Raw genomic sequence first — 14,994 nt, forward strand, 5'->3', positions numbered from 1 at the left:
CCATAAAATTCTATTTTTCTTTGCAAGGCGGGGAGTAACAACACATGGGGTGGAATGAACCGGATAAGGATAAAAATAAAGATCCTTGGAGTGGGAAAAATCAACCTCCGGATTTGGATGAAGCCTTAAAACGCTTGCAAGATAAGCTGAAAAAAACATTCCTCGGCGGTTCTGGCAAATCAGATGAAGAGCGTTCTGGTAGCAATTCAGGCGGTGGCATTTTAGCTGTTATCATCCTGTTAGTTGCATTCATACTTTGGGCTCTTTCCGGAATTTTTATCGTAGACCCAGCAGAAAAAGCAGCCATTCTTCGTTTTGGCAAATACGTAAAAACGGTTGGGCCTGGACCTCATTGGATTCCCCGGCTCATTTCCTCAAAAGTTGTGGTGAATGTTGATCGTGTGTCGGATTATTCTTATGCGGCACAAATGCTTACAAAAGACGAGAATCTGGTTTCGGTTGCCTTGGTGGTGCAATATCGTATTGGTGATCTTGAGGAATATTTGTTTAATGTTGCCGACCCCATTGAAAGTTTGCAACAAGCTACCTCCAGTGCTCTCCGTCAAGTGATAGGTCAGACCACGCTTGATGAAATTATTACTGAGGGTCGTGAAGCCTGGGGCAGTAGTGTTCAAGAATCATTGATTCATATTCTTTCGGGCTATAAAACAGGCATTGTCGTTGTGAATGTTTCACCCCAACCTGCCCGTGCTCCTGAGAATGTGCAAGATGCTTTTGATGATGCTATTAAGGCTCAGGAAGATGAAAAACGATTTAAGGAACAAGCTCGTGCCTATGAGGCGCAGGTGGTGCCTATTGCTGAGGGAAATGCCAAACGTATTCTTGCCGAAGCCAAAGCATTTTCAGAGCAGGCCGTGTTGCGTGCAAAAGGTGAAACAGCGGAGTTTCTGGAATTGTTGCCTGAATATTTAAACTCACCTTTTGTAACGGGTGAGCGCATGTATTTGGATGCAATGCAGCAAGTACTATCCAGTACCAGTAAAATTATTGTTGATGGCAAATCAGGAAACTTGCTTTATTTGCCGTTGGAAAAATTGATTGGGCAACCTCTTCCTAATAAAAAACAGGAGCAGGAACTGGCTAAAAATGATAATTTGATGGAGCAGGAAAGCGCGACTACCTTTGATGGCCGTGAAATTATTCGACCAACTGTGCGTCCGGGGAGGAATGATTGATGAATGCAACAAAAGCGGTTTTTGTCATCCTGATTTTCATCATTTTAGTGGTTGTTTTTACCAGTGTGTTTACCATTACCCAAGGGCAGCATGGAATCTTATTGCGTCTGGGGCGATTAGTGGATGATCCTAAGACCAATCAGGTAAAAATTTTGGCTCCAGGGTTGCATTTTAAGGTGCCATTCATAGAATCTGTACGTGTGTTTGACACACGTATTCAGACATTAGATATTAAATCTTCACGTATTGTAACCAAGGAAAAAAAGGACGTGTTGGTTGATTATTACGTGAAATGGAAAATTAGTGATCTTGCCCATTATTTTAAGGCGACGGGAGGTAATCAGTTTAAAGCTGAAACGCTTCTGGAGCAGCAGCTAAATACCTCTCTTCGCGCGCAATTTGGTAGACGGACTATTTCAGACGTTGTTTCTGGAGGGCGGGATGACGTCATGATGGTGTTGCGAGAAAAGGCAGAACAACAAGCTAATCAATTAGGAATTTATGTGGTTGATGTGCGTATTAAAGGCATCGAATTGCCGGCCAATACCAGTAATGCCATTTACCAGAGAATGCGGGCCGATATGAGAAAAATTGCCAATCGGCATCGCGCGGATGGACAAGCGGCTGCTGAAGCAATCCAGGCAGCTGCGGACGCTCAGGTCACTATTGTACTTGCAAAAGCACGTAGCGAAGGACAAAGCATCCGTGCTCAAGGGCAAGCAAAAGCGGCTGCAATTTATGCACAAGCTTTTAATAAAGATAAAAATTTCTTTGCACTTTATCGCAGTTTGAAGGCCTATGAAAACAGCTTTAATAATAAACAAGATATTTTGGTTCTGGATCAAAGCAATGCATTTTTTGATTACTTTAAGAACGGCCTGGTAAAAGGTAATAGCATTGATGCTAAGAATTAACTATAATGGCTGTTTGTAAAAGGGTTAAGCCATACTTAACCCTTTTTTATTGGAGATGATATTAGTGTTGGCCAATTTTCTTTCGGCGCTCGCCTTGGTATTTGTGTTCGAGGGTTTGATGCCGTTTGCTTTTCCTGAAAAATGGAAAAAATTGCTGCTAAGAATTGCTGTTCAAGATGAAAAAGTTTTACGCATTTCTGGGTTTTTCAGCATGATGGTGGGCGTTATGTTGCTTGCCATTGTTCATCAATTTGTAGAGTAAGAGTTTTTAATCATGGGTAAGAATGTTGTTGTTGTCGGTACACAATGGGGTGATGAAGGAAAGGGAAAAATTGTTGACCTTTTAACCCAAAATGCACAAGTGGTGGTTCGTTATCAAGGCGGACATAATGCCGGCCATACTTTAAAAATTAATGGGGAAAAAACAGTTTTACGCCTTATTCCGTCAGGCATGCTTCGTCCGCATGTGCAATGTTATATTGGCAATGGTGTTGTATTGTCTCCACAAGCATTACTGGATGAAATTAAAGAGCTGGAAGATAAAGGCATTGACGTACGCCAGCGCTTGCACATCAGTGAGGCATGCCCATTGATTTTATCTTCCCACATTGCGTTGGATAAAGCTCGGGAGTTGCATAAGGGAAAATCAGCCATTGGCACGACTGGTCGTGGTATTGGACCAGCTTATGAAGATAAAATAGCGCGCCGGGCTTTGAAAGTGAGTGATTTGCTTAATCAAGAACGTTTTGCAGCCAAACTTTCCGAACTATTGGAATACCATAATTTCTTATTGACCAATTATTATCAACAGCCAGCCATTGATGAGCAATCATTATTGCAAGAATCAGCAGTTTGGACGAAAGAACTTAAATCCCTGGTAACGGACGTTACTACCTGTTTGCATGAACATCGTAAAAAAGGCGATGCTATTTTGTTTGAAGGGGCGCAAGGCGTTTATCTAGATATTGACCATGGTACTTATCCTTTTGTGACGTCCTCTAATACGTGCGTTGGTAGTGTTGTTAATGGCGCTGGATTTGGACCACGGTATTTGGATTACATATTGGGAATTACAAAAGCTTATACGACTCGGGTTGGTGGTGGACCTTTCCCCACGGAGTTACGCGACGATATTGGACGACGATTGGCTGAGCGTGGTAATGAATTTGGGGCAGTAACTGGGCGTCCGCGTCGTTGTGGTTGGTTTGATGCAGTTTTATTAAGACGATCCATTGAGCTTAATAGCCTTTCGGGCCTTTGCATCACGAAGCTTGATGTATTGGACGGTCTGGAAAGCGTTCGTATTGCTGTAGCTTATCGGGATGCTCAGGGCAAATTGCTTACACGTCCTTTACCATCAGCAGAACAGTTTGAAGGCTTGGAGCCTGTCTATGAAGAGCTCCCTGGATGGAAGGAATCAACAGCGGATGTAACGGAATTATCCCAACTACCTGCAAATGCATTGGCTTATTTAAAACGTATTGAAGAATTGTTGGATATTCCTGTAGATATGCTGTCGACTGGACCAGAACGCGATTCTACGATCATGTTGCGTGATCCGTTTTCCATGCAAGCAAGCACCGTCGAACTTCGCTAATTTCAAATGAGTTTTTTGAGGCATGCATGTCCCTCTTTATGAGGGACGTGCCATGTCTTAGTCCTTATTGATAACACCACAAGCTATTCGCGCACCACCACCGCCAAGTTCGGGGTTGTCACTGTAATTATCTCCGCCGGCATGAATCATCACGGACATGTTTTGAAGATTACTGGTTTTTAAACGTGGCGCCAGAGTGATTGTATTGGCTGTTCCATTTTTATTGACATACAGCACTGGTAAATCGCCTAAATGCCCTTGTCCATAAGGTCCCCGATGCGTGCCTGTTTTTTGTGGATCAAAATGTCCACCTGCTTCCATGCCTTTATCGCCGCAATCAGGATGTTGATGCAGATGTAATCCGTGTGGGCCCGGAGGTAAATCTTTTAAGTCTGGGGAAATTAGTAAACCGTATTCAGTGTCTTTAAACACGACTTGTCCAAGCAATTGATGGCTACCATCTGTAGTATAAATCTTGGCAATGACTTCTGCGGCATAGCTGGTGGAGATACTTAATATAAAGGAGGTAAAAATAACCGGCAGTTTTTTCATGTTAATTCCCTATAATTCTTTTCCGTAGCGAAGAATTATAGCATACAATTAATTTGAGGTGCATAAGTTCAGATGGGCAATACATCTGGTCAGGGCATTCTATATTTGTTAAAATATTATACTCTTTGTTTCTTCGGTGTCTATTTATGACGTCGTTTAAAATAAATTGCATGCTTGCTACCACTATTTTATTGTGGTCTTCGGCATTTGTTGGCATACGCATTGGTTTGGTTGCTTTTACTCCAGGATCACTGGCCTTATTGCGCTTTCTCGTTGCATCTGTATGCATGTTGTTAATTTATCTGAATTTACCTTCTTGTGGAAAAATGCATTGGCGCCACCGACTGCGACTCCTCTTATTGGGAATGATTGGCATTGGTATTTATAATATTTGCCTTAATTATGGTGAACTTAGTGTATCTGCCGGTGTGGCGAGTTTCATTATTGGGTTAATGCCAGTCATGACCTTGCTTTTATCGATTTTCTTTCTCAAAGAGCGCCCAACGTTTAAGATGTGGTTGGGAATTGCTATAAGTTTTTTAGGTCTTTCATGTATGGCGTTTGCTGAAAACGCCCATGCCTCGGCTGGTCATGGCATGCTGGCCATATTGCTATCCGCGTTAACAGGCGCTGTATTTACGGTAAGGCTAAAACATTATCTTAACTATTATCATCCAATAAAAGTAGCTGCTTGGACAATATGGGGAGGCACGTTATTTTTGATGATGTTTACCCCTATGTTATGGCAGGAAATTCAAATTGCACCATGGAATGCGACGCTCGCAGGCATCTATATGGGTATTTTTCCAGCTGCTTTAGCCTATATTGCCTGGAGTTATATTTTAAATTTCATGCCTGCTTCAAAAGCCGCCATTTATTTATATACATTGCCAGTGGTTTCTACACTTCTGGGCTTTATTTTGCTTCATGAACAACCTGCTTTTGTTTCATTTACAGGTGGTTTGTTGGTACTTACTGGGGCGTTTCTAGCTTCTTATCAACGTCAGGATTTACCTGCCGTTTTGCAAGAGAAGCCTGAGAAAGAGATTGCCATGGAATAATACTCATTATGCCGCCTAAAGTTACCAGGAGGCAGGCAATGAACAGTTCGATGGATGGCTTTGTCATTCTGAATATAATTTAAAAAAATATGGATAATATTGGATTTCCGTAAGACAAAATAGTCAACAATTTAAAATCGCCTCGCTTGATACCGAAGTCCTAGAAAAGAAGTGCACTGTAGCCTATCAGAGTTGGGTATTTTTTGATTGGCATCTTGATGCTGTATTCATTTGCATGAATAAAACATGTTAGCAACCTCATCCCTAATGATCAAATCTCGCATAATTCACTGTGATGGGTATATACTCATTTTTTTATTTTGTTGAAATGAACCATTATGGAATTATGTATTGATAATACCCCCTATAAGATGCTTTTTCAGCCCTTGGATCTTGGTTTTACGCAAGTAAAAAATCGCCTTTTAATGGGATCAATGCATACTGGGCTTGAGGAAGATAAAGAAAATCTACAACGATTGGCTGCTTTTTATCGAGAAAGGGCTCAAGGAGGCGTTGGTTTAATTGTCACGGGAGGGTTTGCTCCAAATCGTTCTGGTCGTCTGGCTCCCTTTGCAGCGAAACTGGCGTCAGCAAAAGAACAGACGCGTCATGAAATAGTGACGCATACGGTTCATGAGTCAGGTAGTAAAATTGCTTTGCAAATTTTACATGCCGGGCGATATGGGTATCATCCTCTCGTTGTAGCACCCAGCAGTATTAAATCCCCTATTAGTCCTTTTAAACCGTGGGCAATGAGTAAAGGTCGCATCTTAAAAACCATAAAACATTATGCTCGTTGTGCGCGTTTGGCAAAAGGTGCTGGCTATGATGGAGTAGAAATCATGGGCAGTGAGGGATACTTAATTAATCAATTTATCAGCAAGCACACCAATCATCGTAGCGATGATTGGGGAGGGGATTTTAACAATCGAATACGATTTCCTGTGGAGGTGGTTCGCCAGGTACGTGAGGAAGTTGGTGATGATTTTATTATCATTTATCGGTTGTCCATGTTGGATTTAATCAGTAATGGCAGTAACTGGCAGGAAGTGGTCGAATTGGCCAAAGCCATCGAGCAAGCTGGGGCAAGCTTAATCAACACCGGCATTGGTTGGCACGAAGCGCGTATTCCAACCATTGCAACGTTGGTTCCTCCCGCGGCATTTACGCAAGTTACCAAGCGTTTAAAATCAGAGGTTTCCATTCCTCTCATTACGTCTAATAGAATTAATACGCCAGAACTGGCGAACGCGCTGTTGGAAGATGGCGTGGCAGATATGATATCTATGGCAAGACCGTTTCTCGCTGATCCACATTTTGCCGAAAAAGCGAGATTAGGAGACAGCAAGGCCATTAATGTATGCATTGCTTGTAATCAGGCTTGTCTTGATCGGGTCTTTGTCAATAAAGAAGCTTCTTGTCTGGTAAATCCAAGGGCGGGAAATGAAACGGAACTTGTTTATCAGACGGCTGCTCATCCCAAAAAGGTCGCTGTGGTAGGCGGTGGTCCTGCCGGCCTTGCCTTTGCTGCAGTCGCTGCAGAAAGAGGTCATCAGGTTACTTTGTATGAGAAAACAGATAAGCTTGGAGGGCAGTTTAATTTAGCCACAAAAATCCCTGGCAAAGAAGATTTTCAGCATACAATCAATTACTTTAGTCATCAGTTGCAAACATTTCAGGTGAATGTTCATCTTAATACCGAGGCTGAACTTAAGCATTTAATTGGGTTTGATGACATCATTTTGGCTACAGGTGTAGAACCCAGGATACCCGAGATACCTGGTATTCATCATGAAAAAGTCATGACTTATATTGATGTTATCCAGGGCCGAAAAATACCAGGACAACGAGTGGCCGTTATGGGGGCAGGTGGCATAGGATTTGATGTTTCTGAATGGCTTACTCATGAGCGACACGGCCAGGATCTTCAGCCCTTTCTTGATGAATGGGGGATTGATCTGACCGTCGAGCATCGAGGTGGGTTAAAGCAACCTACTATTCATCCCAGTTTGCGTCAGGTGTACCTACTTCAGCGTAAAAAGAAAAAATGGGTAAACGATTAGGAAAAACAACAGGCTGGATACATCGTTTAAGTCTGAAACACAAACAAGTCCAGATGCTGACGGGTGTTACTTATGTGCGGATTGATGATGAAGGATTACATTTGATGATAGAAGATAAACCACATGTGCTTGCTGTAGACTCCATTGTTATCTGTACCGGTCAAATTGAACTGCGGTCGCTCTTTGAACCACTGAAACAGGCAGGTCAATCGGTGCACTTAATTGGTGGTGCTTTTAAAGCCTTAGAGCTGGATGCTCGTCATGCCATTGACCAGGCTTGTCGACTGGCTGCTTTGATTTAAGACTTGCTATTTTTTCATAACCTGATGATTTTTAAAGAATCGACAGGTTATGACATGAGATATCAATATTTTTTATCCGTTGCAAAAAGTGAATAAGGGGTTGCATTTGTTGGTATAGAGTTTTTTCAGATTTTCTTAAAACCCGTCTAAAAAGCGCCATGTTATGGCGTATCAAACGAAGCGTTGCCCATTTAAGCATAAAAATAAAGTGCATAATGATGAAAAATTTGCTATTATAGTGAGCAATTTTTGCATTGTTTAATCTATTTTTACATTCTTTTGATTCCAGGAAATTTATGACCCAAGAATTAACAACCTTCGCTGCACTCGGGTTAGCCGATGTTTTATTGCAAGCGTTGGATGATTTGCAATTTGTAACCCCTTCACCCATTCAACAACAAACAATTCCTTGGTTGCTGCAAGGCCGCGATCTAGTTGGGTTGGCGCAAACTGGTACTGGCAAGACGGCTGCTTTCGCATTGCCAATATTGCAACGCCTCGCAGCCCAGCAACTGGACACCCAAGCCCTGATTATAACCCCCACTCGGGAACTGGCAATTCAAGTTGCAGAGCATTTTGAATCTTTAAGCGCCCATCAACGAGGGATTCGTGTGTCGGTACTTTGTGGAGGGCAGGATTATCGACCTCAATTAAAAAAATTACGAGAAGGTGCGCAAATTGTGGTAGGAACACCAGGTCGAGTGCTTGATCATCTTGAGCGCGGTACTCTGCAATTAGCACATTTAAAGACTTTTGTATTGGACGAAGCCGATGAAATGCTGCGTATGGGATTCATCGAGGACGTGGAAGCCATTTTAGCGAAATTGCCTGCTGAGAGGCAAATGGCTTTATTTTCCGCGACTATGCCGGCGCGCATTCGTCATATTGCCACTCGATATTTAAACGATCCTGTTTCTGTAGAAATTCGCACGGAAACGGCCACCGTAAAAAGCATTGAGCAACGGTTCCTCTTTGCCTCTCAACATCAGAAGCCAGGAGTCTTATTACGAGTGCTTGCTGTTGAAGAACACCAAGGGGTTATTGTGTTTGTTCGCACCAAAAATAGCGCAGATGAAACAGCAGAATTTCTGCAGCAACATGGTCATCATGCCATGGCGATTCATGGTGATTTGACACAAGCTTTACGTGAGCGAATTATTGCTCAATTCAAGCAAGGGGCAATCGATATATTGGTGGCGACGGATGTTGCTGCGCGCGGCTTGGATGTCGATCGAGTGACTCATGTTATTAACTATGATATTGCTCATGATTGTGAAACGTACGTTCATCGCATTGGTCGTACCGGGCGAGCAGGTCGCAGTGGCGTCACGATTTTATTTGTTACTCCAAAAGAAAGCAGGATGCTTAATATTTTAGAACGCCATATTCGTCAACGCATTGAAAAAGTAAAAGTTCCTACGGATGACATGATTCAGGCAGTCAGGCAGCAGCGTTTCTTATCCAGAATTAGTGCGCGTTTGCAGCATGAGCATCTGACTGATTATCATCGGGTGATAGAGGATTTTATAAAAAAACATAATATTGCAGCGGTTGATGTGGCAGCTGCCCTGGCCTTATTATTGAATCAGGATAAGCCATGGCAATCTGAATTATCTATTCCTAAATTGGAACAGCAAGAAGAGCGTGGCACAAAAAGAAAGCCTTTTGAAGCTCGGACTGAACGTAAAACAGGCAAATTAGAAAAAGGCCGAAAACGGTTTAATGACGAATATTCGCAGGAATTATTCCGGCTTGATGTAGGGAAGGTTCATGGTGTAAAACCAGGCAATATTGTTGGCGCTATTGCAAATGAAGCTGGCTTGCAAAGCCGGTTTATTACTGGATTAAAAATTCATGATCATTATTCAACGGTGCGATTGCCTAGTGGAATGCCCAAAGAAGTCATGCATGGGTTAAATAAGGCGTGGGTTTGTGGCAGACAATTGAAATTGACTTCACTTGGAATGGATTAATTCGACGAGCAATTAATCTGTCTTGATGATTCGACTCATTGATTGTGTTTTATCTTCAAGACTATAATCATTAATTCCATAGATAGACTAAGGGTATGCATGAAAATTTTGATTACTGCATGTGCTTTATTGTTTTCTTCGTTGGTTTCAGCGATGCCATTAAACAAAATAGTAGTGTTTGGTGATAGCTTGTCTGACAATGGCAATTTATATGAATACATGAAGCATCAATTTCCTCAAGATCCCCCTTATTTTCAGGGACGCTTCAGTAATGGGCCGGTTTGGATTGAGTTATTGACTTCTACTTATTTCCCTGAAGATTCTGCCAGCCATCTCCAAGATTATGCGTTTGGAGGGGCAGGCGTGTTGGATGAGGAAGATGACGATCCAGATTCTGCTCTGTTTACATTACGCCGTGAGGTTGACAGTTATTTACTTGCTCATCATGATAGAGCGGATGAAAATAGTCTATATGTGGTGTGGATTGGTTCTAACAATTATCTTGCTATTCCAGAAGATTCGGAAAAAGCATTGAATACGGTGCTTGGAGGAATTCAAAGGGATATCAAGCGGCTGATTGAGAAGGGCGCGAAAAATATTCTTATCGTTAATTTACCGGATTTGGGTCAAACCCCTGCTGCGTATGACTTTAATGAGACGGAACGCTTGTCTTATCTCTCGGAGGAACATAACAGCCGATTACGCAAAAATGTATCAGAACTGGAAAAAGAGCATCCAGATGTGCGCTGGATATATTTGGATGTAGGTGAAATTTTTCATGACGCTATTACCTCACCTGAAAAATATGGATTTTCTGCCAGCAAAATTAAAGGTACTTGTTATGATGCAGAAGTGACGGATGAACCCTCTTCTCAAACCATGTTAAAATTGGCATCTAGGGTAGAGGCTCTTCCTGGCCAGGGAACAGATCCTTGCGAAGGATATTTATTTTTTGACCCAGTGCATCCCACCGCCTTGGCCCACCAAATTATGGCAAATATATCAAAAACACTGCTTGACGAAAAAGGGGTTGAGTTCGGTTAACTTCTTTTTTTATTCATAGCGGCTTCAAGATGTCCGGCAGAGGTTCTCATTAAGAAGAATCTCTCGCCGGTAAAACTTAAAAACCTGTCTTCAAAATCGCTAGGCTTTTTAGCCCTCTGTATAAGTTAGACTTTGAAGACAGGTTCTAAGACGAGCAAAAACACTCATTTACTATTCAGCGCTATCTATTAATTCCATCCTTTGCTTGCGCAAATTTGTTCATAGGCTTTGCGAATTTTCTGGGTTTTATCGTTAGCCATTTTTATCATCTCTTCCGGTAATCCTTTGGCGATTAATTTATCTGGATGATTACGACTCATTAAGCGACGATAAGCACGTTTGACTTCTTGCTTGTTGGCAGTGGAATTTATTTCAAGTATGGCGTAGGCATGCTCAAGGGTGTTTTTAGCGGTGTGAGTGTATTGTTGTTGTCGGTAGGAAGATTGATTAGAACGTTGATAATTAGTCCGGTGGTTAAAATCTTCGTAGAAGCGGTATTGTTGCTGCAGCGGAGCAAAGCCTAGATAATTAAGGATAAGGTTCATTAATTGAATCTTGGTCGCCGTTAATCCATCAATTTGAGCGGCTTGATATTGAATGTCAATAAACAGTTTTAATAATTCCGGATTATCCTGAGAGGCATTTTTTAATAAAGTAAGCATGTACTTTAAATTAAAAGTACTTTTTTCCCTTCATTAAAAAATGTTGTGCTGCCCTTTTTTGCTCGTGATTAAGCCCCATTTGTTTCATTAAGGTGATGGCCATTTTTATTTCTTCTTCTGAAACGCGGCCATCGGTTTTTGCGATATGTCCCATGATGGAAAAGGTTGCTTCAAAAAAAATCTTTTGAACTCTTTTGCGTGTTTCTGCATAGTATTGCCAGTAAGGCCGTGAAAAATGTTGAGCGAGTCCTCGATCAAAAAAATTGCCAATAAGAATTCCAAATAAAGCGCCGGCAGGGCCAGCCATTAAAAAACCCAAAAATGCGCCAATCAATTTTCCCCACCAGGCATGGGAAGTAAATAATTGGCGTAGATTCATTTTAAGCTCGCGATTGTTAATAGGTGACATTTCAAATACGTATTTAATTGCATTAAAAAAAAACTTTTAGATTTATTATTTCACAAAACACCATATTATAAAATAATAATTCCAAATCTCAGTAATAATTTTAGCTGTACTTCTTGGATATTGATATGAAAGATAATAATTTTGGAATTTTTTTACATTTAACGACGAGATCGGGGTACAATCCTCAATGTTCTCTCATAAACAATCGAATTACTGACATTTAATCGGAAGTTTGAATAATCCGATTGTTTGTAGAAGTCTTGTTTTCAATTAATGAATGATCATTTTTTTATGCGCCGTTTTTATACGTTTTTTCTTTACTTGCTGATTCCATGTTTAATCATCCGGCTTTATTGGAAAGGGCGACGCTTGCCCCAGTATCGTCAACGTATTGCTGAACGGTTTCAGCTGGGTGTTATTGAGCCGTCTGAGGTTGACGTATGGATTCATGCAGTTTCTCTAGGAGAAATAGTGGCCGTCACGCCGGTGATCGATGCTTTATTGGAGAGAAAGTATCGGATCATGGTGACCACCATGACTCCCACTGGTTCAGAACAGGTGCGCAAGCGATTTGGACAGCGTGTTGCTCATCAATATCTTCCTTACGATTTGCCGTGGGCATTGCGTCGTTTCTTTAAAAGAATAAATGCACGTATCGGTATTATTATGGAAACTGAATTATGGCCCAACGTCATTTTTGAAGCCAAAAGAAGGAGGTTGCCTGTATTGCTTGCTAATGCACGATTGTCTGATGGTGCGTTCAAAAGCTACCAAAAAGCCAGGTTTTTCTTTAAGCCAATCTTGCAGCAATTTACTGAAATTATGGCGCAAAGTGAAGAAGATGCAAAACGATACATCACCTTAGGAGCCCCTGTTCAACAGGTGTCTATTCTTGGAAATCTAAAATTTGATTTGCAAACAACCATTCCCAGCGGTAAGAGTTTTTCGCAATTTAAAGAAATGTGGGGAAAAGAGCGGGTGGTGCTGATTGCGGCCAGTACTCATGATAATGAGGAAGAGCAGTTATTAACTCGTCTAGCTGCGTTGCAACAGGCTATTCCTTCTGTATTGCTGTTGATAGCACCTCGCCATCCAGAGCGGTTTCAAATGGTTTATAAATTAAGTAATAAATTAGGCTTTAACACGGCATTGCGCAGTCAATTTCCAGCCATTGATGCTCATTCAGAAGTCATTGTATTGGATTCTTTAGGAGAATTGCTTGGGTTTTATCAGTTGAGTGATTATGCTTTTGTAGGTGGAAGTCTTGTTCCCATTGGTGGTCATAATCTCCTGGAGCCAATTGCTGTACAAGTTCCTGTTTTTTCTGGTCCATATATATCAAATGCCAAGGCTGTAAGTCGAGATTTATGCACCGCAGAAGCAATCCAGCTGGTTAAAAATGCCGATGAATTGATACAATCCATTTGCAACCTGCATGCCCACCCGGCCATTAAGGCTCGCCAGATTAGTAATGCAAATGCGGTGCTTCGTGCTAATCAAGGAACGGTTGCGCGTTTCGTGAAAAAAATTGAAGATATTTTAAGTCCGCGGGAAAACCCGTTCGTTTAATTAATCCATGATTGTATGATTGACCGCATGTCTACGCAGGCATGCTTTAGCATGCCTGCGTGTCGCAGTTTGGAAGAGAAAGGCAATCAATTTCCTTGATTTTGCCGTTCTTTGATTTCAGACAACGTTTTGCAATCGATGCACAAAGTAGCTGTGGGCCGGGCTTCTAGACGACGTAAGCCAATTTCAATACCACAGGCTTCGCAATAGCCAAAATCATCGTCATTCAGCCTTTCTAAGGCGTCTTCAATCTTTTTAATTAATTTTCTTTCGCGATCGCGAGTACGTAATTCGAGACTGAATTCTTCTTCTTGGCTAGCGCGATCAGATGGGTCAGGAAAATTTGCAGCTTCATCTTTCATATGGGTTACGGTACGGTCGACTTCTTCCATTAAAGACTGGCGCCATGCCAGCAATATTTTTTCAATATGTGCCAGCTGGTGCTTATTCATATATTCCTCACCCTCTACTTCTTGATAGGGGGCTATACCCATGCTACTTACTGCATCACTTTTCACGTTAAGCTCACTCTCATTGTTTATATCAATTAATTGCTCTGGCATATCAGCCTCCTGCTGCCGTTCATCCTGTCAACGAGCCCTCTGCCTTTACTTTAAAGTTGGCTTTTAATCCAGGCAAACAATTTATATCTGGTCTGTAAACTAACTTCCACAGCCCTTATTATCCAACTGAAAAGCGCTAGGTATACCAAAAAACCTCTTATTCATCAACTATAGTCCATTTAAAATACAAATGCTTAAATATTTTCCAAGACAGATTTGGTACGCCATCCACCACTGACACGATCGTTTCCTTGAGTATCCTGCCAGCATCGAACTTTATCATACCCTGTTTGTTTTAACCTCGTTGTAACAGCAATTTTTTGATCGTATCCATGCTCTAGCAGTAATAAGCCGCCAGGCTGTAAACGCATCATGCTTTGTTGAATTAGATGATTCAATGCATCCAGCCCTTTCGTGCCACTGACGAGTGCCTGGCGCGGCTCAAAGCGAACATCCCCTTGCAAGAGATGAGGATCCTGTTCGGCAAGATAGGGTGGGTTTGAGACAATAGCATCAAACAAACAAGGAGAAACTGCTTCAAACCAGTTTGAACAAAAAACACTGACGTTTAATAGACCCAGCATAGAGGCATTGGTAAAGGCGGTATGAGCGGCATTGGGATTAATATCAGTAGCAAAGATTTGCCAATTTCGTCGTTCAGAGGCTAGTGCCAGGGCGATTGCGCCGCTGCCTGTGCCTAAATCAAGGATGGTGGCGTATGGCTTATTGGCAAGTAAGCTTAATGTTAGTTCAACGATCAATTCAGTATCAGGTCTGGGAATTAGGGTATCTTGATTGACGTGCAGGGGCAATGACCAAAATTCGCGAGTATTTGTCAGATAAGCAACGGGTATGCCTTTATCGCGTTGGAAAATTAATTGTTGATACGTTTGCCACTGGGGTGAACTGAGTAAATGCTCAGGGTATGCATAAAGAAAAGTGCGCGGTTTTTCCAGGCTATAAGACAATAAAACTTCGGCATCCAAACGCGCAGAAGGACTGTTTTTGGAGAGACAGTTTATCGCTTGCTGCAGCGCAGTACGAATATTCACCAAGGTTGTATTTGTCTGCTTTCCCACACAATGCCTT

11 protein-coding genes and 2 pseudogenes are annotated in these 14,994 nt (G+C 41.8%); 9 read left to right on the forward strand and 4 right to left on the reverse strand.

What is annotated here, in order from left to right; all coding sequences use genetic code 11:
- Positions 1 to 44 precede the first annotated feature (44 nt).
- Genes hflK through LOA_RS03615 form a run of 4 tightly spaced genes read left to right on the forward strand, consistent with a single transcriptional unit; the run spans position 45 to position 3,707 of the window.
- On the forward strand, positions 45 to 1,196 hold the full coding sequence (hflK, locus tag LOA_RS03600) for an FtsH protease activity modulator HflK (RefSeq protein ID WP_025385176.1): 1,152 nt from the start codon (positions 45 to 47) through the stop codon (positions 1,194 to 1,196).
- Positions 1,196 to 2,110 (forward strand): protease modulator HflC, encoded by a 915-nt coding sequence (gene hflC, locus LOA_RS03605; RefSeq protein ID WP_025385177.1) that lies wholly within the window; start codon positions 1,196 to 1,198, stop codon positions 2,108 to 2,110. The genes hflK and hflC overlap by 1 nt, the downstream gene beginning before the upstream one ends.
- 55 nt (positions 2,111 to 2,165) lie before the next feature.
- Positions 2,166 to 2,372 (forward strand): DUF2065 domain-containing protein, encoded by a 207-nt coding sequence (locus tag LOA_RS03610; protein WP_035893311.1) that lies wholly within the window; start codon positions 2,166 to 2,168, stop codon positions 2,370 to 2,372.
- Between the two features lie 12 nt (positions 2,373 to 2,384).
- The gene (locus LOA_RS03615) at positions 2,385 to 3,707 is read left to right on the forward strand and encodes an adenylosuccinate synthase (protein WP_025385179.1); all 1,323 of its coding nucleotides are present in this window, start codon (positions 2,385 to 2,387) and stop codon (positions 3,705 to 3,707) included.
- Between the two features lie 57 nt (positions 3,708 to 3,764).
- Here the strand turns inward: LOA_RS03615 and LOA_RS03620 are convergent, their stop codons facing one another.
- The gene (locus LOA_RS03620; RefSeq protein ID WP_025385180.1) at positions 3,765 to 4,259 is read right to left on the reverse strand and encodes a superoxide dismutase family protein; all 495 of its coding nucleotides are present in this window, start codon (positions 4,257 to 4,259) and stop codon (positions 3,765 to 3,767) included.
- 146 nt (positions 4,260 to 4,405) lie between these two features.
- Between LOA_RS03620 and LOA_RS03625 the strand changes: the two genes are divergently transcribed.
- From LOA_RS03625 to plaA, 4 genes and pseudogenes are all read left to right on the forward strand, one after another.
- A complete protein-coding gene (locus tag LOA_RS03625) occupies positions 4,406 to 5,320 on the forward strand; it encodes a DMT family transporter (protein WP_025385181.1) in 915 nt (304 codons plus the stop codon).
- Between the two features lie 338 nt (positions 5,321 to 5,658).
- Positions 5,659 to 7,685: pseudogene (locus LOA_RS03630) on the forward strand (oxidoreductase).
- A 296-nt stretch (positions 7,686 to 7,981) separates the two neighbouring features.
- Complete coding sequence (locus LOA_RS03635) at positions 7,982 to 9,658, forward strand: DEAD/DEAH box helicase (RefSeq protein ID WP_025385182.1); 1,677 nt, start codon at positions 7,982 to 7,984, stop codon at positions 9,656 to 9,658.
- Positions 9,659 to 9,757: 99 nt separating this feature from the next.
- Positions 9,758 to 10,702, forward strand: a complete 945-nt coding sequence (gene plaA / locus LOA_RS03640) for a GDSL family lysophospholipase PlaA (RefSeq protein WP_025385183.1) — start codon at positions 9,758 to 9,760, stop codon at positions 10,700 to 10,702.
- 188 nt (positions 10,703 to 10,890) lie between these two features.
- On the opposite strand, the pseudogene djlA reads toward plaA, so the two are convergent.
- Positions 10,891 to 11,743 (reverse strand): annotated as a pseudogene (gene djlA, locus LOA_RS03645) (co-chaperone DjlA).
- A 321-nt stretch (positions 11,744 to 12,064) separates the two neighbouring features.
- Here djlA and waaA point away from each other — a divergent pair.
- On the forward strand, positions 12,065 to 13,342 hold the full coding sequence (gene waaA, locus LOA_RS03650; RefSeq protein WP_025385184.1) for a lipid IV(A) 3-deoxy-D-manno-octulosonic acid transferase: 1,278 nt from the start codon (positions 12,065 to 12,067) through the stop codon (positions 13,340 to 13,342).
- A gap of 86 nt (positions 13,343 to 13,428) precedes the next feature.
- On the opposite strand, the gene dksA is transcribed toward waaA, so the two are convergent.
- Positions 13,429 to 13,905: an RNA polymerase-binding protein DksA gene (dksA, locus tag LOA_RS03655; RefSeq protein ID WP_025385185.1), complete on the reverse strand. Its 477-nt coding sequence runs from the start codon at positions 13,903 to 13,905 to the stop codon at positions 13,429 to 13,431.
- Between the two features lie 194 nt (positions 13,906 to 14,099).
- Complete coding sequence (prmC, locus tag LOA_RS03660) at positions 14,100 to 14,984, reverse strand: peptide chain release factor N(5)-glutamine methyltransferase (RefSeq protein WP_337589097.1); 885 nt, start codon at positions 14,982 to 14,984, stop codon at positions 14,100 to 14,102.
- Positions 14,985 to 14,994: the final 10 nt, after the last annotated feature.

It is taken from the genome of Legionella oakridgensis ATCC 33761 = DSM 21215 (genome assembly GCF_000512355.1).
GTDB lineage: Bacteria > Pseudomonadota > Gammaproteobacteria > Legionellales > Legionellaceae > Legionella_A > Legionella_A oakridgensis.